The sequence below is a fragment of the Microbulbifer maximicatervae (SeqCode) genome (assembly GCF_052467305.1).
This window is the reverse complement of the sequence record NZ_CP174306.1, coordinates 2,501-21,806: the sequence shown is the minus strand read 5'-3', so window position 1 is coordinate 21,806 and position 19,306 is coordinate 2,501. Positions and strand designations below refer to the sequence as shown.

Here is a 19,306-nt window from a genome sequence, read left to right as displayed (position 1 = left end):
AGTTATGAGCGCCAAAATATTAATAGTCGAAGATGAAACCGAACTTGCGCACCTACTACTGGATTATCTTCATGCCGCCGACTATCAAGCCGAGATCATTTCTGATGGTAACCAGGTTGTCCCCAAAGTGGAAACTATGAAACCGGATTTGATCCTTCTCGACCTGATGCTACCCGGGCGGCATGGGATGGAGATTTGCGAAGAGATTCGCCAAAAAGGCAACGACGTTCCAATTATTATAATGACTGCGCAAATTGAAGAACCCGATCGTTTACGCGGCCTGGAATCCGGTGCCGACGACTATGTTTGTAAACCCTACAGCCCCAGGGAACTCGTCGCACGGGTGAAAGCGGTGTTGCGCCGTCGACCACAAAAGGGCGAAGTCGGAAATGGTGGCATCGAACTAGATAGAAATACCGGGCAACTGCGAATCGGAGGTAAAGACGCCAATCTTACTGCGCTGGAGTTCCACCTATTTGACCTACTTTACAGTGAGCCCGGTCGAATTTTTTCCCGCGAACAAATCATGGACCGTATCTATTCCGACTACCGCGTAATCAGCGACCGAACTATTGATAGCCACATCAAAAAAGTGCGCAAGAAAATATCAGTGCTTATGCCTGAAAAAGAGCTAATTCACTCTGTGTACGGTGCTGGCTATAAGTTTGAGATAAATTAATTATGCCTGGGGGCACGCAGCCCCCAGATTCACACTACAAAGCTTCAGTAGCCAATTTTAACCATTCAGCAGTTTTTTCAGTAACCAGCGGGGTAATCACATCTCGCACCCTCTGGTGGTAGCGATTCAGCCATTCCCGTTCAGTCTCAGTGAGTAGTGCCACGTCAATCAAATTACGATCGATCGGAGCTAACGTAAGTTCTTCAAATTCTAGAAAATCTGGATAATTTTCGCTCTTTTTCACAAACACCAAATTTTCAATACGGATGCCGTACTGCCCAGTGAGATAAAACCCCGGTTCGTTGGAAACGATCATCCCCGGCTGAAGAGCAACACCTGTTACAGCCTTACCTATCCGCTGTGGCCCCTCGTGAACACTTAAGAAACTACCAACACCGTGACCGGTACCGTGGGCATAATCCAGACCCACCTCCCACAGTGAACGGCGTGCAAGCGCATCAATTTGCTCTCCACAAGTCCCCTTGGGGAATCGCAAAGTCGCAATTGCTATATGCCCCTTTAAAACCCGGGTAAAGTTTTCTTTTGCCGAGGGCGGGAACTCACCCAGAGCAACAGTTCGGGTAATATCAGTGGTGCCATCTGGATATTGGCCTCCAGAATCGCACAGATATACCCCTTCTGGCTTTATAGCCAAACTGGATTCAGGGCTCACCCGATAGTGCACAATGGCCCCATTCGGACCATAGCCGGAAATTGTCTCAAAACTGTTGCCCTGAAAGCCTTCGCGAGCCTCCCTTTTACTTCGTAAAAGCTTTACTGCGGACAATTCGTCAAAATGGCCTGTGGCAACCTGTTCAGGTATTTCCGCCAGGAATTCACATACCGCAGCACCATCCCTTTCGTGTGCAGCCTGGCTGCCTGCCAGTTCAATCGCATTCTTACAAGCCTTGGCTTCTGTGACCGGGTCACCTTCCAGCATTAGTTCAATATCCAGTGCCCGCAATTGCTGTAAAGTCCAACTGTTGCTAATCAGGGGATCTATCCATATTTTATTGACGTGGCGGCGCTTAATATTTTCAAATAATTCCCCTTTGGCCACGACTAGACTTACATCTTTATCCAAGTGCTCAATCAACGCATCCCCTACAGCGCCCTCCCCCAAATAAAGAGTTGCACTGCCATCCCGATAAAGGACTGCATTGGCCAAGGCCACTGGTAAGTGCGGAATATCCTCTCCACGGATATTAAAAAGCCAAGCACAGCTTTCAGGATTTGGTAGCCATAAAGCATCGGCTCGTTTTTCTGCGAGACGTCGGGCAATCCTCTGCCGTTTCTCTTTGGAATGCTCACCAGTAAAGATGAAGGGGTGTGGGCGCGCAGGCCCACAGGGAGATGCGGGGCGGTCATTCCAGATGGCATCAATCGGGCTCTGTTCCATCGGCTGCAGTTGGATATCCCTTTCAGCCAATCGCTTCTTGATCAAGGCCAATCCCGGCTCCGTGTGCAGTCGCGGGTCATACCCCAGAGACTGACCGGCATCCAGCTGACTACACAGCCACTCAATGATCGCGACTTGACTGAGGCTCATTAACTCAATGGGTTGATCACCAAGTTGTTGCTGCGCCTGCAAGGTATAGCGACCATCAACAAATAATGCCGCTTCTCGACTGCCTACCGCAGCCATTCCTGCGGAACCAGTGAAACCTGTCAGCCAGGGCAGTCGCTCATCTGCCGCAGGAACACTTTCATTTTGGTACTCATCAGCCCGGGGTACCAAGAAAGCATCGACACCCTGCCGCTGCAACTCTTCCCGCAATGCCTGTAAACGCTCCCGGCTCATAACCTCTCCCCTTCAATAACTGAGTTTGCCACTGCACCGCTAAAAGCCCCTCGATGACTGTTGGCCACAACAGAGTACAGTGTTAATCCAAATGGATTTGAGCAAATTGTCCAGGTGTGCCAGTCCCGCTGGCAACTCAGCCCATTGACATGACCCCATTCGCCGAGCTGGTAAACTGACAAGTCTAATTTCGCAGTATACCCCACCCTCGGAGCAACGCCTGCGTGTATAATACGCCCCTATTTTTTTCGAATATCCAGTGATCGAATCTTAAAGTATGGGTCAAAGTTCTTCCCTGGCAGGCTTTGCCGGCCGCCGCACCTTCGCCATTATTTCCCCCCCCTATAAAGCGCCCGAAGTCACACCCTGACAACCTACGACAAAAAGTCAGCGAGCCCCGCACAAAACCTTGCTTTTTAAGTATTAGACCCGCGACAGCTAAGGTCATCGAAAACCAACCCTAGCCAAAAAAAATGTGTACATAGGCGTGTACACAAATCGCCTTTTTGTTAGCCTTAAGTAATATGTACACACGGAGGTTGTCATGGCGTTGTCGGATACTTGGTTAAAAGCCAACACAGGAAAACAGAGGGAAAAGCGAATTGAAAAGGCTGATCGGGATGGCCTTAGCGTGCGCGTTACACCCCAGGGAAAAATCACTTTCCAGCTCCGCTACCGATACGACGGAAAGGCGGCCCGCGTTGATCTCGGATCCTATCCATTAATGACGCTGAAGAGCGCACGGAGTGAAGGGCTACGGCTAAAAGGAAAGCTTGAGCAGGGCTATGACCCAAGGGTGGTTAAGCAACTTGAAAAACAAGCAATCCTTAACGCGGACTCTTTGGAGGAACTTTTCTTACAGTGGTATCACTCCTACTGTAAGGAAAATAAAAAGGGTCACCATGAAATCCTTCGCTCTTTTCAGTTGTATGTATTCCCGGCCGTTGGCCACCTACCCGCCGAAGAAGTCACCCTACACGAGTGGCTAGCCCTATTGGAAAAACGGGCACAGGCCACCCCCGGCATTGCCGATCGAATCCTGACCAATGCCAAGCAAATGCTGAAGTGGGGCGTGCGGCGCAGGCTAATCACCAGCAACCCGATTGCCAATATCAACGCAACGGAAGATCTGCGCATCAAGAAAAGCATCGGCACCCGCTCTCTAAGCCCGGACGAAATCGGCATGATGTCGCAAGCCCTGGAGCACTCGCGCATGGCACCGAAGAATAAGATCTTCCTCAAGCTGTGTCTCTTCTATGGCTGCCGCAATGGCGAGTTGCGTGTAAGCGAGAAAGAGCACTTCGATTTTAAGAAGCGCATCTGGACAGTGCCACCCGCCAACCACAAGATGGGCAAGTCGACCAAGAAGCCCCTGCTGCGCCCCATCATTGCCGAAGTTGAGCCCCTACTCAAAGAGGCTTTTTTGCTGAGCGGCGAAAGCAAGCACCTGTTCAACAATAGCGGTAGCGATAAACCTATGGGCCAGGGTGCGCCGCTGGCACTGCCTTACAACCTGATGCAGTGGTTGCGCCGGCACAGAGACTACGAGATGAAACACTGGTCGGTGCATGACCTGCGTAAGACGGCAAGGACAAACTTTTCCGAACTGACTAAGCCGCATATTGCCGAGATTATGCTGGGGCATAAACTGCCAGGCCAGTGGCTAGTCTATGACCACTATGACTACCTAAAAGAGCAAACCGAAGCTTATTCAAAATGGTGGAGAAAGCTCGCCAACTTCACCAAACCCACCCACTAAACCTTTGGCCAGTGATTATATTTCCACCAAGAAAAATTTAACTAAAAAAAGAGGGCTTTTAAAGCCATGGAAAAAGTCGTATATATTATTGGAGCAGGATTTTCCGCACCGCTGGGAATTCCAGTGATGGGAAATTTCTATTCTAAGTCTAAAGACCTTTACTTCAGAAGCCCTAATAAATTCGCTCACTTTAATGAAGTTTTTGACACAATAAAAAAATTATCTTTTATTAAAAACTACTACAAGTCCGACCTATTTAACATTGAAGAAATACTTTCAACAATAGAGATGAATGAATTTCTGAAAGGGAAAAAACTGAAAGATGAATTCATCAAATATATAAAAGATGTAATTAATTCCTATACACCAACTACTATAAGCCCCAAGTATCAACACCCCCTTCATGAATGGAAGGAGTTTCCATTTGGAAGGAATGAGTCAATAGCCTTGTATAGTTACTTTGTGGCAAGTTTAATGGGACTCAGGTTTGAAGAAAGACTCTCATCAGACCCAATTAAGACAATGCGTAATTCTTACCTCGCAGCAACTAAGAGCTCCAACAGTCAGGCAAGATATGCGGTACTAAGCCTGAATTACGATATAGTGCTCGAAAATATAGCTACAGCCATAAGTGAACAGTATACTTCTGAACATCCAATTGTATTTGAAAAGAAAAATTATGATCCCACGTGGGAATCTACTCATTTAGCAAAGCTTCATGGGTGCTTAAGCACCGAGGAGATTGTTCCACCCACATGGGCCAAAGGAACTCATAAATCAATAATACCAATATGGGAAAATTCCTACAAACTGCTCAGTGAAGCTAACCATATAAGATTTATTGGCTACTCTCTCCCAGTTGCAGATTCATACATCAAATACCTCCTTAAGTCTTCAGTAATTGATGCTCCACATCTAAAGTCAATAGATGTTATCAGCCTTGATCCAAACGGCGAAGCGAGGGCCAGGTATGACGACTTTTTTGAATTTACAAACTACCGTTTTATCGACGCATCTATCACCGACTATCTGGAAAAACTTAAAAATATGATAATTCCCACAAGTTCTTCAAGGTACCAAAACCCTATGCAGCCGGAGTATGTTGACACGTCTTCACTTGAGAATGCACATTTTGAGTTTATGAGAACTGCCTAGCAAAGTCAGGTAGAGGGGCCACCCTCTACCTGTTATTTCGGCCAAGTTAGTGCTGGCAATTTTTTACCCTCATAACTTACACAAACAACTCATGTCACCACCCTAGGCAAATCCTCCCACCGAGTGGTATAGGCAGGCGATGTAAATGCTTGCCGCATCTTCCACTTCTTGTTGATACCTTCAGCCCCAAGGAACAAGGTGCCCCGGCCAAACCTCTGATTGATCTGATCGATGGTCTGCATGGTCTCGCCTGATCGTATTGGCTGACCTACGGTGAACATATCACCTTGGCCCAGTGAGCGGGGGATAAGCTCTACCAGCCCTACCCCCGCTTTCAGGAATCTATGCCCCTGTAGGAACAACTCTGAAATCGCGCGCTTTACCAGCTGCACTATCAGCCGAGTGTCATCAGTGGGGTATGGGGTTTGTACTATAGTGCTGCGGCTGTAGTAGTGCGGTTCATGGGGTGAGGTATGCAGGAATACATGGACGGACTTCACCAGGGAATCTTGAGCCCGCAGCTTCTCTGCTGCCCTACTCGCATACAAGGTGACGGCCTGCAGTATCGGCTGGAGGTCGGTGAGCTTTTCGCCGAATGACCGAGTGCAATAGATCTGCTTCTTGGCCAGGGGTTGCTCCTCCAGGCTTAAACAACTAGTGCCATTCAACTCTTCTATCGTGCGCTCAATGTTTACGTTCGTGTGGCTGCGTAGGATTTTCGGGTTGGCTTGTGCCAGGTCATAGGCGGTCTTGATACCCAGGTGCCCGAGCCGCTTTGATAAGCGCCTGCCTACCCCCCACACATCACCCACTTCGGTGCGCCACTGCAGCCACTGCCACTTCTCGGGGGAGTCCAAGACGCACACGCCCTGACACTAGGGGATTTTCTTGGCAGCTCTATTTGCCAGCTTGGCCAAGGTTTTACTGGGAGCAATGCCAACGCCCATCGGCATACGAATATCCCGCCAGAGGGTTTGCCTTATCTGCTGGCCATAACCCAGCAGGCTTTCTTGCAGCCCTTGCAGATCCAGAAACATCTTATCAATGCTGTAGACCTCAACCTCTGGGCTGTACTGCTTCAGCGTTGTCATTACCCGGTGGGAGATATCTCCATACAGGGCGTAATTACTTGAGAAGATCTTTACCCCATGTTTTTGCAACAGGTGTTCGATCTTAAAGAACGGCTGCAAGTCGGGAATACCTACAACCTTGGCCTCTTTCGAGCGAGCCACCACGCAACCGTCATTATTGGAGAGGACTACCACGGGAAGCCCGCGCAGGTCGGGGCGGAATATCTGTTCACAGCTGGCATAACAGCTGTTGCAATCAACCAGTGCCAACATCAGCAGGGCCGGTGGTACCGCACGGAAGCCTTTACCACCCCTTCCACAATCAATTCCTGCCCTTCCCAAATGGGGATTGGGGCGTAGTCATCATTGGCAGAGAGCAGCCGCCCCCGCTGCTGGTCCTGCACCTTACAGGTTAGCTGCCCATCTAAAGCAACCACCGCCACATCTCCATGGATTGACGCTAGTGATCGGTCGACTACCAGCAGATCCCGGTCAAAGATGCCGAGGTTCTGCATAGAGTCGCCGTTGGCGCGGGCGAGGAAGGTCGCCGCCGGGCTGATTATCAGGTGTTGATCCAGGCTCAGCGCCGCTTCTTTGTGGTCATCCGCTGGCGACGGAAAGCCGCAGCTAACGCACTACCGTATAGTGGGGAAAGTTTCATGTGCCCTAACAGTATTTTGTATTTTTATACAGTAGATTAGCGAGTCCCCATTAAAGACAAGTAACCTGTGTGACTCCAGGGCCTCACAGGCACCTATGCGCTCAGGCCATCTCTGCGCCGCCACCTCCTTTTGACTCTACCGAATAGATTACCCATTGGATAGTGCTGCTCACTTCCTCACCTATCAGCTTTAATACGGCATCCCTGCCCGCTAAATCGGGGCAACCTGTTACCCACTCCAGGGCTACACACAGGCTCGCGACCCGCTGCAATTGCTCCATTTGCGCTTAGCCCAGCGCATCCGCGCCGGTGAATTCGGCAACCGCCCAGTGTTGCGCAACCTCGGCAGCATCACCAGCGGATACAGAACCGTTAAACCCGTTTTCGACGCCCCGCACGCACTCACACGTTACACCCAGGGGTTTGCTCTAGTGCAACGCTAAGTACCCGAATATTTAGAAATAACGAAAAAGGAAAATCTTATGATTAAAGGATATTGGTCAGCCAAATACTTAAGGGAGTGTTATCGCTGCTCAAGCCGCACAATCTTTAGATGGATAGAGAGAGAAACCAATCCATTCCCAAAACCGCGCGTCAAAGCTTCTGGGAGCCATAACCTTTGGGCGATTGATGATGTTGAGCAATGGGAGGCTCAAGTTTCTCAGCTAAAAGCAGCTTAAGATCAACACCTCCTCACTCGAAGATAGAAGCTGTGATTCTATCGGGCGGGAATAAGATCAGCGTAGAAAAGCCACATCATTGGAATTCTAATGATCGAACTATCCCGCTTGGTAACGGTACTGTCATTCCACGATCACCATAAACAGCTCTTACTCCACTTTTTGGAGCATGTCTTGGGAGCTGCCTCATCAACTGGACGTAAAGCTCGCCTCCATGTTGCTGTGGTTTCATCGCCATCCCATTAATACCGGGAACCCATAGCCCACCAAGCGCCTCTATTTTTGCACCGGGAATGATCCTGTCACCCACATAATGTACATCGACATATACCGTTCGGCGTCTACCGTTAAAAAGCACGGCGTTCTCGAAAACAAAAACAAACGTATTTGGACTCGCAACAGCGCTAGGACGAACCAAAGCAATCAAGTCAGAATAGACAAGGCCTTCATCGGCCCACTTCTCAATATTCTGAATATAAGTAGAATCTGCACCTGAGTCACGACAATAGAAACACATCATTAACCCCCTCGCCTAGGCGTTGTTAATAATCTTTATGTATGCCTCGTTGTTACCCCCGGAAAAGTTAGCAGTTGACGCCATGATTGCAAATGAATCCAGCCTATAATGTGCAAAATAGATATTTTTTGAATTCAATTCTTAGGCAAAAATTGGTTAAGTAACAATCATTCGGAATGCGAGTTCAAGCTTGATATCATTCACCACTAAGGCAATTTAAAGAATATTGGTCAACCAAAGACTTAAGCGAGCGTTATCGCTGCTCAAGCCGCACAATCTTTAGATGGGTAGAGCGAGAAACTAATCCATTCCCAAAACCACGTATCAAAGCTTCTGGTAGCCATAAGCTTTGGGCGATTGATGATGTTGAGCAATGGGAGATTCAAGTTTCACATTCAGAAGCCGCCTATATCTACATTCTTTCAAAGTGTGTCCATAGCAAATTCAAATTAGAGTAATTTAGGGTAATGCCAACAGCGTCTCATCTTGCACACAAGAAGACACATCAGCTTGACAGCAAAAGCCTATACACAAAAAATCAAATTTCTAGAGTCGGAACGACACGTTTTTAACGTGCTGGAAGCCAGTAATATTTGCTACTAATTTAAAACCCTAAAACTGGGACGTTAGTACTGAGCTTTGTCTCTAGCCACCTCCTAAAGTGGTGGGTGCTTTAATAAATACATCTACATATTAAAAGGGAATAGGAAATGCCAATTTTTTGGGTCGTTGAAGCTAAGGTAGAGCACCGCGAAGATAGCTCTATGCCCAGTGATGGATGCGAAACAAGTTATGGTCGTTCAGTAGTTCCTGCCGAAACGAAAGAAGAAGCTTTGACATTATTAGAAGCGACTCTTGCAGAGCAAAAAATCTATATTTCAGAGACCTATGCCGTTACGGATTACAGCAAGGGGGACTGGTCTGACGACATTTTTGATATCAAACACTCTTACGAGAAGGCCTCCATTGGGCCTGAAATCTGCCTAGGTACTTTTATTTCCCAAGAAGCTATGGACTATTTACACAAGGACTGGAAGCCGTGTCAAAAGGAGCTATGACAATCGCTGAAGGCGATTTTGACTGTAAAACTGATGTTAGCCTGATTCTAAACGGCTCAATGTTTAGAGAGTTTGTACTAAGGACAACCTTCAATACGCTAGATCAGTGGAAGTCTAAATACAAAAAAGGAGTATCACCTTTCCACCCTAAAGGCACACCACTGAAGGACGCAGCAGTTGTCGATGAGAAAGAACTTTGGGTTTTCGGTGTTGATGCCAATAATGTTCAGCACTTAGTAGATTCAGTAAGAATTGCCTGCTGGAGGTTTAACGCTAGACCTGCTGACTTTATCAGTAGTGTGTACGTAAAGAATCTAAATGTCGAAGGTGAGAATGAAATGGATACTCTCACGCGAATCAAGGCCAATGAGGGGCTATATAAGGGCGTTACCAGTACAATTATTGAGGCGGCAAAAATTTTAGGGGTTACTAACGAAGTCAACTTTTATATATATAGCGCCTCAAAAAACTACAAAATACCAAAAGCAGAATTACATAGCGCCTTGAAAGGAGGTGGTGCTCAATCCGTAAAAATGGATTCTGGTATTCACTTTTTCAAAGTCGGCAGCAATGATGGCTCCATTGCTCGTGTTATGCCTACAAACCTGCATCATGCTGTGTTACTTGGAAAGAACTCTCTGATTTAAATTGAGTATGTTTGCCCCCTCCCCCAAAGCTAGGCTCCGTAAACTAGATATGCGACGAGCCTAGCTTTCACAGCCCCTTCTAAGGGAGTTTCTGAGAAGCACCAAACACACTGGATTGTAATCTGATGGCAAGCTCCCTATTCTTAGCGCCTAGGCATCAAAAGTGACCCAAAACGGTTAAATGGTCACAAATTAATCATTCCGTGTACACTGCTTAACGCTTCAAACAGCTCAAATAGCATCAACCAATCTGACCAGACTTCATGCTGCAGTCAGCCCCCGGGAGCTAAACCAAAGGCCAATTTGCTATAATGCGGCCTTTCAGGTTCGGCCTTGGGGTATATTTACATATGTGTACACAGGGGCGTACACAGATAAGGCTAAATCTAAGTGAATACAGATTTTTCTAAGCAATTTCAAAGACGTAGAACTTTCGCTATCATTTCCCACCCGGACGCCGGTAAAACAACCGTGACCGAAAAGCTTCTTTTGTTCGGGAATGCAATCCAGCAAGCGGGCTCAGTTAAGGGGAAAAAAGGTCCCCACGCACGCTCTGATTGGATGACGATGGAACAGGAACGCGGTATTTCTGTTACTTCTTCCGTTATGCAGTTCCCCTACAAAGAGAGGACTGTAAACCTACTGGATACACCGGGGCACGAAGACTTCTCTGAAGATACCTATCGGGTACTCACCGCCGTCGACTCTGCACTGATGGTGATTGACGGGGCCAAAGGTGTGGAAGACCGCACCATCAAGTTGATGAATGTGTGCCGCTTGCGAACAACGCCGATTCTCTCATTTATCAACAAACTCGACCGGGATATTCGCGACCCGATTGAGGTAATGGATGAGATTGAAGAAGTTCTGAATATCCAGGCTGCCCCTATCAATTGGCCTTTGAGTTCAGGAAAAGGTTTCAAGGGGGTCTATAACCTCTACACCGATACCATCCATGTATTCTCCCAAGGTCAGGGCCACAGAATTCCCGATGATATTCAAATTAAGGGTCTAGACTCCGCTGAGGCTGACGCACTACTTGGCGAGTACGCCGAGGATATTCGGGAAGAGATTGAATTGGTTCGTGGAGCCACTCATGAGTTTGACCAGGAAGCTTATCTTGCCGGTGAACTGACCCCGGTATTTTTCGGTACGGCCTTGGGTAACTTTGGCGTAAGGGAAATGCTCGATGGTTTCGTTGAATGGGCGCCCTCACCCCAATCTCGGGAAACCAAAGAGAGAAAAGTAGAGCCCAGCGAAGATAAATTCTCCGGCTTTGTTTTTAAAATCCAAGCGAATATGGACCCCAAACACCGCGATAGAATTGCCTTTATGCGTGTCTGCTCCGGCACCTACAATCGCGGTATGAAAATGAAGCATGTGCGCATTGGCAAGGATGTAAAAATTGCCGATGCGGTGACATTTATGGCTGGCGACCGAACCCACGTAGAAGAGGCCATTGCCGGCGATATTATTGGTTTGCACAACCACGGTACTATCCAGATCGGCGATACCTTTACCGAAGGCGAAGCACTGAAATTTACCGGCATTCCCAATTTCGCCCCGGAGCTGTTCCGTCGCATACGTTTAAAAGACCCTCTCAAATTAAAGCAATTACAAAAAGGGCTTCAGCAGCTTTCTGAAGAGGGGTCCACCCAGGTATTTTTCCCGCTGGATAACAACGACATTATCGTGGGCGCAGTTGGTGTACTACAGTTCGAAGTAGTCGCTTACCGATTAAAAGACGAATACAAAGTTGAAGCCATCTACGAAAACGTCAACGTGAACACTGCGCGCTGGGTAGATAGTGAAAGTGCCAAAGAACTAGAGAATTTCAAGCGCAAGGCCAGTACCAACCTGGCACTCGATGGCAGCGGACACCTAACATACCTGGCACCGACGCGCGTTAATTTACAATTGGCTGAAGAGCGCTATCCGGAAGTTCGCTTTTATGCCACGCGGGAACACTAAAGCAGCAAGGCTAAGTACCTTTGCTGAAACCTTAGTGTGACAGCAGTAAAAAAGAGGCAAATAATGAGTCAGTTTGTAGAAATACCTACTGAAGTACCCAATGAAGTACCTCGGCTGGGCAATCGCATCACCAAAGCTATTGGCAAGTTGATAATCAAGGTGCTCGGCTGGCGAATGGACGGGGAAATCCCTCCAGAAAGAAAAGTCATGGTGGCTTTGGCTCCCCACACATCCAATTGGGATTTTGTGGTTGCCATGCCATTTATTATGGCATTGGGTATTAAAATTTCCTGGCTCATGAAAAAGGAAGCTTTTTTCTTCCCGTTTAAAGGACTATTTATGTGGCTTGGAGGTGTTCCTACCGATAGGCGCGCCGCAGGTAATATCGCTCTACAAGTTGCATCGAGTTACCGGGAAAATGAAAAAATGTGGGTGGGGATTACTCCCGAGGGGACCCGCAAAAAAGTAGGGCGCTGGAAGAACGGTTTTTTAAGGATTTCCTATACCGCTCAAGTTCCTATTTTGCTTGTTGCCTGGGACTTTCCCAATAAGCGTATTTGCATTGACTCCCTGTACCAGCCTATCGGTGATCTGGAACAGGATATGGCAGAGATCCAAAAGCGCTTTAGCAAGTATCAGGGGTATTACCACGATAATGAAAGTACTCTTGAAAAGGGGTAACCAGTCCACTCGTGATACAGTTAAGTAGTGAGCTTTCTACTTATACCTACCTGATACTGACAGTAATCGCCTTTACCGCAGGCTTTGTCAGTGCGATCGCCGGGGGAGGGGGAATAATTACCCTCCCCGCTTTACTCTGGGCCGGCATTCCCCCACTCGATGCTCTCGGTACCAATAAGTTTCAAAGCGTCTTTGGCACCCTATCATCCACCATTAACTTCCTGCAAAAAGGCCAGTTGAATTTACGCCCCCTCTGGCCAGGACTACTTGCTGCAATTATCGGCTCCTGCCTAGGCACCTTAACAGTCGCTTCACTTGGGGAGGCTGGTCTCAATACCTTACTTCCCATCCTGCTCATTGCTATTGCCCTCTACTTTATTCTGTCCCCTCGCATTTCCGACATTGACTCAAAACCCAGAATCAGTAACGTTACTTTTAATCTAGTTGTTGGCGGTGGGCTCGGCTTTTACGGGGGCTTCTTTGGCCCTGGGATGGGGTCTATCTGTGCAGCCGCCTTCGCAGCGCTACTCGGCTACAATATGCGTGCAGCTACGGCATCAACAAAACCTATTGTGCTCGCTACCAATGTGACCTCTATGCTAATTTTTATCGCTGGAGGCCATATTTTTCTATTGCTCGCTATCGCTATGTCTTTTGCCCAGGTTGTAGGAGCTCGTCTCGGCTCCAACCTCGTGATTGCAAGAGGTGCCAGTATTATCAAACCGGTAATCATTATTGCCACCATTGCTGTGGCAATAAAACTATTAGTGGAGAATTGATATCGTGACCTGGCTGGCAACGCTTATTCTTTCTTTCATTGCCTTTGTTATTGTGGTTTGGGTTCTTATGCACCTGCGCAGCCCCAGATTTCGAATGGACCGAGGCAGTTTTGTTAAGGGCCTTGAAGATGTAATCACCGGGCAAGCCAGCGATACTGAATGGCGAGCACTCCTCGCCTGCCCAATGCGACACGACCCAAAGCTTGAAGAGATGCGACAACGTTGCCTCAGTATTGAAGACAGCGAATATACTGGCGAACCGCCCTACTTATTTACAGAAAAAGGCCTGCGTAAGTTACGTGAAATTCGCGAGCAACTGATCGCGGCCTCATCAAATAACGAGCCAAAAGCTTAAGACTGAAGAGTATTAACAAAGGATAGACCGATGTTGAAACCACTGCTTTCCCTTACCGGGGGACTGATCACTACCATGGCACTGGGAATAGCCCAGGCAGCCCCTCTGTCACAGGAAGATGTATCTGTGGCGGAAGTATTACGTGACCGGGCACTGGAAAGCTCCGACGCCTACAGTATCGTAGAGTCTTTGACCGTCGAGGTTGGACCACGACGGACAGGCACTGAGGGCGATGAAAGAGCCGTTGCCTGGGCACAAGACAAAATGAAGGCATTTGGCTTTGATCGCGTCTATACCGAGCAAATTGAGGTACCCCGCTGGATTCGTGGCCATGCTCACGCCGAAGTCATATCCCCTTTCCCCCAGCCACTAGTTGTCTCCTCCCTCGGCTATGGCGCCGCCACTCCTGAGGGAGGGTTAACAGCGGAAATTATCGAGTTTCCCGATGTGCAGGCCCTGTTGAAGGCCCCGGCCAGCCAAGTGAAAGGTAAAATCGCTTTTATCAATAAGCGTATGGAGAGAGCGCGCACGGGAGAAGGCTACGGCCCTGCAGCGCAAGGTCGCAAGTTGGGAATGCGCGCTGCCGCTGAAAAAGGGGCTGCTGCCATGCTGTTGCGCTCCGTAGGAACCGACTCAGACCGATTTGCCCACACCGGTATGATGTCGGTTGATAATGTGGAAAACCCAGTTCCTGCACTCGCACTTTCCGCTCCTGATGCAAACCTGCTCGAGGCTATGCTCCAACGCGGCAAGCCAGTCCAGGTAAAACTTGATGTTGAAACTGAGCGACTGAATGACGGCCCCTCTTTTAATGTCATCGGTGAGATTACTGGCCGTGAGCAACCTGAAGAAGTCATGATTATCGGTGCGCACCTGGATTCCTGGGATGAAGGCACCGGGGCCTTGGACGACGGAGCTGGGGTTGCCATTGTTATGGAAACTGCACGTCTAATTGCTGAGCTGCCACAGCGCCCCCGTCGTACCTTGCGAGTCGTGCTGTTTGGTGCAGAGGAAATCGGATTGGTAGGTGCTAAGCAATATGTTGAGGCACACGTAAAAGAGCTGGACAATATTATTGCCGTCTCCGAATCAGACTTTGGAGCAGGGAAAGTCTGGCGTTTCGATACCCGTCTCCCTGAGAGCAAATTTGATATTGCAGATCAAATGATGCAACTCCTCGCCCCCCTGGGTATTGAGCGCGGAAATAATGAATCTTACGGTGGCCCAGATAGCAGTGTGTTTGTTGCGCGCGGTGTGCCAGCCTTTGGTCTATACCAGGACGGCACCGACTATTTCGATTATCACCACACACCCAACGATACCCTGGATAAAGTCGACCCTGAGAATCTGCGCCAGAATGTAGCGGCCTGGGTTGTAATGTCTTTCCTGACCACAGAAATGGAAGGAGACTTGGGCCGAGTTCCTACTGCCTCTGAATAAATAAAAGATACAGATGATATTTTTAAAGCCCCACCTAGTGGGGCTTTTTTTATCCCCAAACTTTTCTTCTCTCACATACTGGCGTACCAATCAGCCGCAGTAATCCACAGATTTATCGCTCATAACACTGTTAATAACTGATGTCCGTTTTATGGCGTCTTTGTTACCAACAGAAACCATGGATAGAGCTGTGTATAACTCCGGGATATCCCTGGCCAGCCCCGTGGTTGCTTGGCTCTATTGAAGGCGGGTAAAAAAGCAGCACTTTTTGCGCGGATTTCCACAGCCAGGTGTTACTAACAGAAAGTCTGGATAGAGTTGTGCATAACTTTAATAAACGGGCTACAGGCCCCGTGGTTACAGGGGATTACTGCAGAGACTAAAAAATCACCGATATTTTTACCGGCTAAATTTAATTTTTGACGGGAGTGGTATGGGTACTTTTCTGGTTTTTGCGCGAGTTATTTTGTTGGATTATTTTTTGAGTGAGTGTAAAGGCGTTTGGAGAGAAGATCGGTAAAGACCTATTTTTATAGGCTTTTTAGGAGAGCGTCTGTTTAAGGTGCTCAGGTAGTTTTAGGTTTTTTTTAATTACTGACTGACTTTTTAAATAGAAAGTTGAGCATTAAAATTTTTCAGAGCTATTTTTATTTTTTCTATTTAATTTCGACTAAGTACTTTCTGCTTTCTCTCTCTTCCTTCCCTTTCTTATTTTTTTCTTTTGTTTTTTGCTTCTTTAAAGTATTTTCAGCCATAAAAAAAGGGCCACCCTGTTGGGTGGCCCTTTTCGGATTAGAAGCCTGACGATGACCTACTCTCACATGGGGAAGCCCCACACTACCATCGGCGATGTTGCGTTTCACTTCTGAGTTCGGCAAGGGATCAGGTGGTTCCACAACTCTATTGTCGTCAGGCAAACTGGCTTGGGTTGGCGTTGGTCTTATAAGCAAAGTGCTTGGCCTGCCGTGTTATCGCTGTTTGCCTCGGTCATGTTGGTGACCGGCGATAACCCCAAATAAGTCGGTAAAACAATCTGTAGTAATACACCGCAAGCGATCGTATGTCTCTAACTCACAATCCGCTAGCTTAGCTAGTCGTTAGTAACCATCTCTGTTGTATGGTCAAGCCGCACGGGCAATTAGTACTGGTTAGCTCAACGCCTCACAACGCTTCCACACCCAGCCTATCAACGTGGTAGTCTTCCACGGCCCTTCAGGAGGCTCAAGGCCTCAGGGAGATCTTATCTTGAAGGAGGCTTCCCGCTTAGATGCTTTCAGCGGTTATCCCGTCCGAACATAGCTACCCGGCAATGCCACTGGCGTGACAACCGGAACACCAGAGGTTCGTTCACTCCGGTCCTCTCGTACTAGGAGCAACTCTTCTCAAATCTCCAACGCCCACGGCAGATAGGGACCGAACTGTCTCACGACGTTCTAAACCCAGCTCGCGTACCACTTTAAATGGCGAACAGCCATACCCTTGGGACCGGCTTCAGCCCCAGGATGTGATGAGCCGACATCGAGGTGCCAAACACCGCCGTCGATGTGAACTCTTGGGCGGTATCAGCCTGTTATCCCCGGAGTACCTTTTATCCGTTGAGCGATGGCCCTTCCATACAGAACCACCGGATCACTATGACCTACTTTCGTACCTGCTCGACATGTCTGTCTCGCAGTCAAGCGCACTTATACCATTATGCTCATTGCATGATTTCCGACCATGCTGAGTGCACCTTCGTACTCCTCCGTTACTCTTTGGGAGGAGACCGCCCCAGTCAAACTACCCACCATACACTGTCCTCGATCCGGATAACGGACCAGAGTTAGAACCTCAAACATACCAGGGTGGTATTTCAAGGACGGCTCCACAACAACTAGCGTCGCTGCTTCAAAGCCTCCCACCTATCCTACACAAATAGGCTCAAAGTTCAGTGCAAAGCTGTAGTAAAGGTTCACGGGGTCTTTCCGTCTAGCCGCGGGTACACTGCATCTTAACAGCGATTTCAATTTCACTGAGTCTCTGGTGGAGACAGCGTGGCCATCGTTACGCCATTCGTGCAGGTCGGAACTTACCCGACAAGGAATTTCGCTACCTTAGGACCGTTATAGTTACGGCCGCCGTTTACCGGGGCTTCGATCAAGAGCTTCGCCGAAGCTAACCCCATCAATTAACCTTCCGGCACCGGGCAGGCGTCACACCCTATACGTCCTCTTACGAGTTTGCAGAGTGCTATGTTTTTAATAAACAGTCGCAGCCACCTGGTCACTTCGACCGGCCTCAGCTTAGGGAGCAAGTCCCATCACCAAAACCGGCGTACCTTCTCCCGAAGTTACGGTACCATTTTGCCTAGTTCCTTCACCAGAGTTCTCTCAAGCGCCTTGGTATTCTCTACCTGACCACCTGTGTCGGTTTAGAGTACGATTCACTATTACCTGAAGCTTAGAAGTTTTTCCTGGAAGCAGGGCATCAACCACTTCACCCACTAAGTGGGCTTCGTCATCAGTTCTCAGCCTTAGGGACCCGGATTTGCCTAAGTCCCCAGCCTACAACCTTAAACATGGACAACCAATCGCCATGCTGGCCTAGCCTTCTCCGTCACTCCGTCGCAGTAATAGCGAGTACAGGAATATTAACCTGTTTCCCATCGACTACGGCTTTCGCCCTCGCCTTAGGGGTCGACTAACCCTGTCCCGATTAGCGTTGGACAGGAACCCTTGGTCTTCCGGCGGGGAGGTTTTTCACCTCCCTTATCGTTACTCATGTCAGCATTCGCACTTGTGATACCTCCAGCAGACCTCCCGATCCACCTTCAACGGCTTACACAACGCTCCTCTACCATGCTCCTAAGAGCATCCGCAGCTTCGGTTATCAGTTTGAGCCCCGGTATATCTTCCGCGCAGGCCGACTCGACTAGTGAGCTATTACGCTTTCTTTAAAGGATGGCTGCTTCTAAGCCAACCTCCTAGCTGTCTGGGCCTTCCCACATCGTTTCCCACTTAACTGATATTTGGGACCTTAGCTGGCGGTCTGGGTTGTTTCCCTTTCCACGACGGACGTTAGCACCCGCCGTGTGTCTCCCGCGATTGCACTCCTCGGTATTCGGAGTTTGCATGGGGTTGGTAAGTCGGGATGACCCCCTAGCCCAAACAGTGCTCTACCCCCGAGGGTGAGACGCGAGGCGCTACCTAAATAGCTTTCGAGGAGAACCAGCTATCTCCCGGCTTGATTAGCCTTTCACTCCGATCCACAGGTCATCCCCTAATTTTTCAACATTAGTGGGTTCGGTCCTCCAGTTGATGTTACTCAACCTTCAACCTGCCCATGGATAGATCGCCGGGTTTCGGGTCTATTGCCTGCAACTAAACGCCCTATTAAGACTCGATTTCTCTACGGCTCCCCTAAGCGGTTAACCTTGCTACAGACAATAAGTCGCTGACCCATTATACAAAAGGTACGCAGTCACCCCGAAGGGCTCCTACTGCTTGTACGTATACGGTTTCAGGTTCTATTTCACTCCCCTCTCCGGGGTTCTTTTCGCCTTTCCCTCACGGTACTGGTTCACTATCGGTCAGCTGGGAGTATTTAGCCTTGGAGGATGGTCCCCCCATATTCAGTCAAGATAACACGTGTCCCGACCTACTCGATTTCACTCTAAATGCCTTTTCGTGTACGGGGCTATCACCCTGTATCGCGGTACTTTCCAGAACCTTCCACTAAAACATAAAGAGCTTAAGGGCTAATCCCCGTTCGCTCGCCGCTACTAAGGGAATCTCGGTTGATTTCTTTTCCTCCGGGTACTTAGATGTTTCAGTTCCCCGGGTTCGCCTCCATAACCTATGTATTCAGTTATGGATACTCCTAAAAGGAGTGGGTTTCCCCATTCGGACATTCTAGGATCAAAGCTTGTGTGCCAGCTCCCCTAGACTTTTCGCAGGCTCCTACGTCCTTCATCGCCTCCAGCTGCCAAGGCATCCACCGTATACGCTTAGTCGCTTGACCATACAACACAAACGACTACTAACGACTTTTAACATCCAGGTAAATCCTGGACGC

The 19,306-nt window shown here is 48.6% G+C and carries 17 protein-coding genes, 2 rRNA genes and 1 pseudogene; 12 read left to right on the top strand and 8 right to left on the bottom strand.

The features are described 5' to 3' along the window. Window positions 1-4: 4 nt before the first annotated feature. Window positions 5-679, top strand: coding sequence for a response regulator (locus ACJJI4_RS00115; RefSeq protein ID WP_444895235.1), 675 nt, complete (start codon window positions 5-7; stop codon window positions 677-679). Window positions 680-713: 34 nt separating this feature from the next. Here the strand turns inward: ACJJI4_RS00115 and ACJJI4_RS00110 are convergent, their stop codons facing one another. Further along, window positions 714-2,480, bottom strand: a complete 1,767-nt coding sequence (locus ACJJI4_RS00110) for an aminopeptidase P family protein (RefSeq protein ID WP_444926640.1) — start codon at window positions 2,478-2,480, stop codon at window positions 714-716. A gap of 544 nt (window positions 2,481-3,024) precedes the next feature. Between ACJJI4_RS00110 and ACJJI4_RS00105 the strand changes: the two genes are divergently transcribed. Together ACJJI4_RS00105 and ACJJI4_RS00100 are read left to right on the top strand one after the other, a co-directional pair. After that, on the top strand, window positions 3,025-4,239 hold the full coding sequence (locus ACJJI4_RS00105) for a tyrosine-type recombinase/integrase (RefSeq protein ID WP_444926639.1): 1,215 nt from the start codon (window positions 3,025-3,027) through the stop codon (window positions 4,237-4,239). A gap of 66 nt (window positions 4,240-4,305) precedes the next feature. Further along, window positions 4,306-5,394, top strand: coding sequence for a hypothetical protein (locus ACJJI4_RS00100; RefSeq protein ID WP_444926638.1), 1,089 nt, complete (start codon window positions 4,306-4,308; stop codon window positions 5,392-5,394). A gap of 89 nt (window positions 5,395-5,483) precedes the next feature. Here the strand turns inward: ACJJI4_RS00100 and ACJJI4_RS00095 are convergent, their stop codons facing one another. The 4 genes from ACJJI4_RS00095 to ACJJI4_RS00080 form a co-directional block, all read right to left on the bottom strand. Beyond that, entirely contained in the window at window positions 5,484-6,251 is a 768-nt protein-coding gene (locus ACJJI4_RS00095; protein ID WP_444926637.1) for a DUF4113 domain-containing protein, read from the bottom strand. An 18-nt stretch (window positions 6,252-6,269) separates the two neighbouring features. Continuing rightward, entirely contained in the window at window positions 6,270-6,737 is a 468-nt protein-coding gene (locus ACJJI4_RS00090) for a Y-family DNA polymerase (protein ID WP_444926636.1), read from the bottom strand. Further along, window positions 6,737-7,042, bottom strand: coding sequence for a LexA family protein (locus ACJJI4_RS00085; protein ID WP_444928198.1), 306 nt, complete (start codon window positions 7,040-7,042; stop codon window positions 6,737-6,739). The genes ACJJI4_RS00090 and ACJJI4_RS00085 overlap by 1 nt, the downstream gene beginning before the upstream one ends. Before the next feature lie 184 nt (window positions 7,043-7,226). After that, window positions 7,227-7,406, bottom strand: coding sequence for a hypothetical protein (locus ACJJI4_RS00080; RefSeq protein ID WP_444926635.1), 180 nt, complete (start codon window positions 7,404-7,406; stop codon window positions 7,227-7,229). A gap of 201 nt (window positions 7,407-7,607) precedes the next feature. On the opposite strand from ACJJI4_RS00080, the gene ACJJI4_RS00075 reads away from it, so the two are divergent. Beyond that, the gene (locus ACJJI4_RS00075; RefSeq protein ID WP_444926634.1) at window positions 7,608-7,805 is read left to right on the top strand and encodes a helix-turn-helix transcriptional regulator; all 198 of its coding nucleotides are present in this window, start codon (window positions 7,608-7,610) and stop codon (window positions 7,803-7,805) included. A gap of 76 nt (window positions 7,806-7,881) precedes the next feature. Here ACJJI4_RS00075 and ACJJI4_RS00070 read toward each other — a convergent pair whose 3' ends face one another. Continuing rightward, a complete protein-coding gene (locus tag ACJJI4_RS00070; RefSeq protein WP_444926633.1) occupies window positions 7,882-8,325 on the bottom strand; it encodes a hypothetical protein in 444 nt (147 codons plus the stop codon). A gap of 215 nt (window positions 8,326-8,540) precedes the next feature. On the opposite strand from ACJJI4_RS00070, the pseudogene ACJJI4_RS00065 reads away from it, so the two are divergent. The 8 genes and pseudogenes from ACJJI4_RS00065 to ACJJI4_RS00030 form a co-directional block, all read left to right on the top strand. Then, window positions 8,541-8,780 (top strand): annotated as a pseudogene (locus ACJJI4_RS00065) (helix-turn-helix transcriptional regulator); the annotation flags it as partial. Window positions 8,781-9,032: 252 nt separating this feature from the next. After that, a complete protein-coding gene (locus ACJJI4_RS00060) occupies window positions 9,033-9,380 on the top strand; it encodes a hypothetical protein (protein ID WP_444926632.1) in 348 nt (115 codons plus the stop codon). Next, window positions 9,362-10,027: a hypothetical protein gene (locus ACJJI4_RS00055; protein ID WP_444926631.1), complete on the top strand. Its 666-nt coding sequence runs from the start codon at window positions 9,362-9,364 to the stop codon at window positions 10,025-10,027. The genes ACJJI4_RS00060 and ACJJI4_RS00055 overlap by 19 nt, the downstream gene beginning before the upstream one ends. 390 nt (window positions 10,028-10,417) lie before the next feature. Continuing rightward, window positions 10,418-11,998 carry a peptide chain release factor 3 gene (locus tag ACJJI4_RS00050; protein WP_444926630.1) on the top strand — a complete coding sequence of 527 codons (1,581 nt, stop codon included), beginning with the start codon at window positions 10,418-10,420 and terminating at the stop codon, window positions 11,996-11,998. A 63-nt stretch (window positions 11,999-12,061) separates the two neighbouring features. Further along, entirely contained in the window at window positions 12,062-12,679 is a 618-nt protein-coding gene (locus ACJJI4_RS00045; protein WP_444906448.1) for a 1-acyl-sn-glycerol-3-phosphate acyltransferase, read from the top strand. A gap of 11 nt (window positions 12,680-12,690) precedes the next feature. After that, window positions 12,691-13,458 carry a TSUP family transporter gene (locus tag ACJJI4_RS00040; protein ID WP_444926629.1) on the top strand — a complete coding sequence of 256 codons (768 nt, stop codon included), beginning with the start codon at window positions 12,691-12,693 and terminating at the stop codon, window positions 13,456-13,458. Window positions 13,459-13,462: 4 nt separating this feature from the next. Continuing rightward, window positions 13,463-13,813, top strand: coding sequence for a hypothetical protein (locus tag ACJJI4_RS00035; protein ID WP_444926628.1), 351 nt, complete (start codon window positions 13,463-13,465; stop codon window positions 13,811-13,813). A 30-nt stretch (window positions 13,814-13,843) separates the two neighbouring features. After that, the gene (locus ACJJI4_RS00030; protein WP_444912088.1) at window positions 13,844-15,253 is read left to right on the top strand and encodes a M20/M25/M40 family metallo-hydrolase; all 1,410 of its coding nucleotides are present in this window, start codon (window positions 13,844-13,846) and stop codon (window positions 15,251-15,253) included. Window positions 15,254-16,051: 798 nt separating this feature from the next. Here the strand turns inward: ACJJI4_RS00030 and rrf are convergent. Further along, a 5S ribosomal RNA gene (gene rrf / locus ACJJI4_RS00025) occupies window positions 16,052-16,167 on the bottom strand. 203 nt (window positions 16,168-16,370) lie between these two features. After that, window positions 16,371-19,252 (bottom strand): 23S ribosomal RNA (locus tag ACJJI4_RS00020). Between the last annotated feature and the right edge of the window lie 54 nt (window positions 19,253-19,306).

Coding starts and splice junctions, on each gene's coding strand:
- ACJJI4_RS00115 (WP_444895235.1), top strand. CDS start 5: ATGAGCGCCAAAATATTAATAGTCGAAGATGAAACCGAACTTGCGCAC.
- ACJJI4_RS00110 (WP_444926640.1), bottom strand. CDS start 2,480: ATGAGCCGGGAGCGTTTACAGGCATTGCGGGAAGAGTTGCAGCGGCAG.
- ACJJI4_RS00105 (WP_444926639.1), top strand. CDS start 3,025: ATGGCGTTGTCGGATACTTGGTTAAAAGCCAACACAGGAAAACAGAGG.
- ACJJI4_RS00100 (WP_444926638.1), top strand. CDS start 4,306: ATGGAAAAAGTCGTATATATTATTGGAGCAGGATTTTCCGCACCGCTG.
- ACJJI4_RS00090 (WP_444926636.1), bottom strand. CDS start 6,737: ATGTTGGCACTGGTTGATTGCAACAGCTGTTATGCCAGCTGTGAACAG.
- ACJJI4_RS00080 (WP_444926635.1), bottom strand. CDS start 7,406: ATGGAGCAATTGCAGCGGGTCGCGAGCCTGTGTGTAGCCCTGGAGTGG.
- ACJJI4_RS00075 (WP_444926634.1), top strand. CDS start 7,608: ATGATTAAAGGATATTGGTCAGCCAAATACTTAAGGGAGTGTTATCGC.
- ACJJI4_RS00070 (WP_444926633.1), bottom strand. CDS start 8,325: ATGATGTGTTTCTATTGTCGTGACTCAGGTGCAGATTCTACTTATATT.
- ACJJI4_RS00060 (WP_444926632.1), top strand. CDS start 9,033: ATGCCAATTTTTTGGGTCGTTGAAGCTAAGGTAGAGCACCGCGAAGAT.
- ACJJI4_RS00045 (WP_444906448.1), top strand. CDS start 12,062: ATGAGTCAGTTTGTAGAAATACCTACTGAAGTACCCAATGAAGTACCT.
- ACJJI4_RS00030 (WP_444912088.1), top strand. CDS start 13,844: ATGTTGAAACCACTGCTTTCCCTTACCGGGGGACTGATCACTACCATG.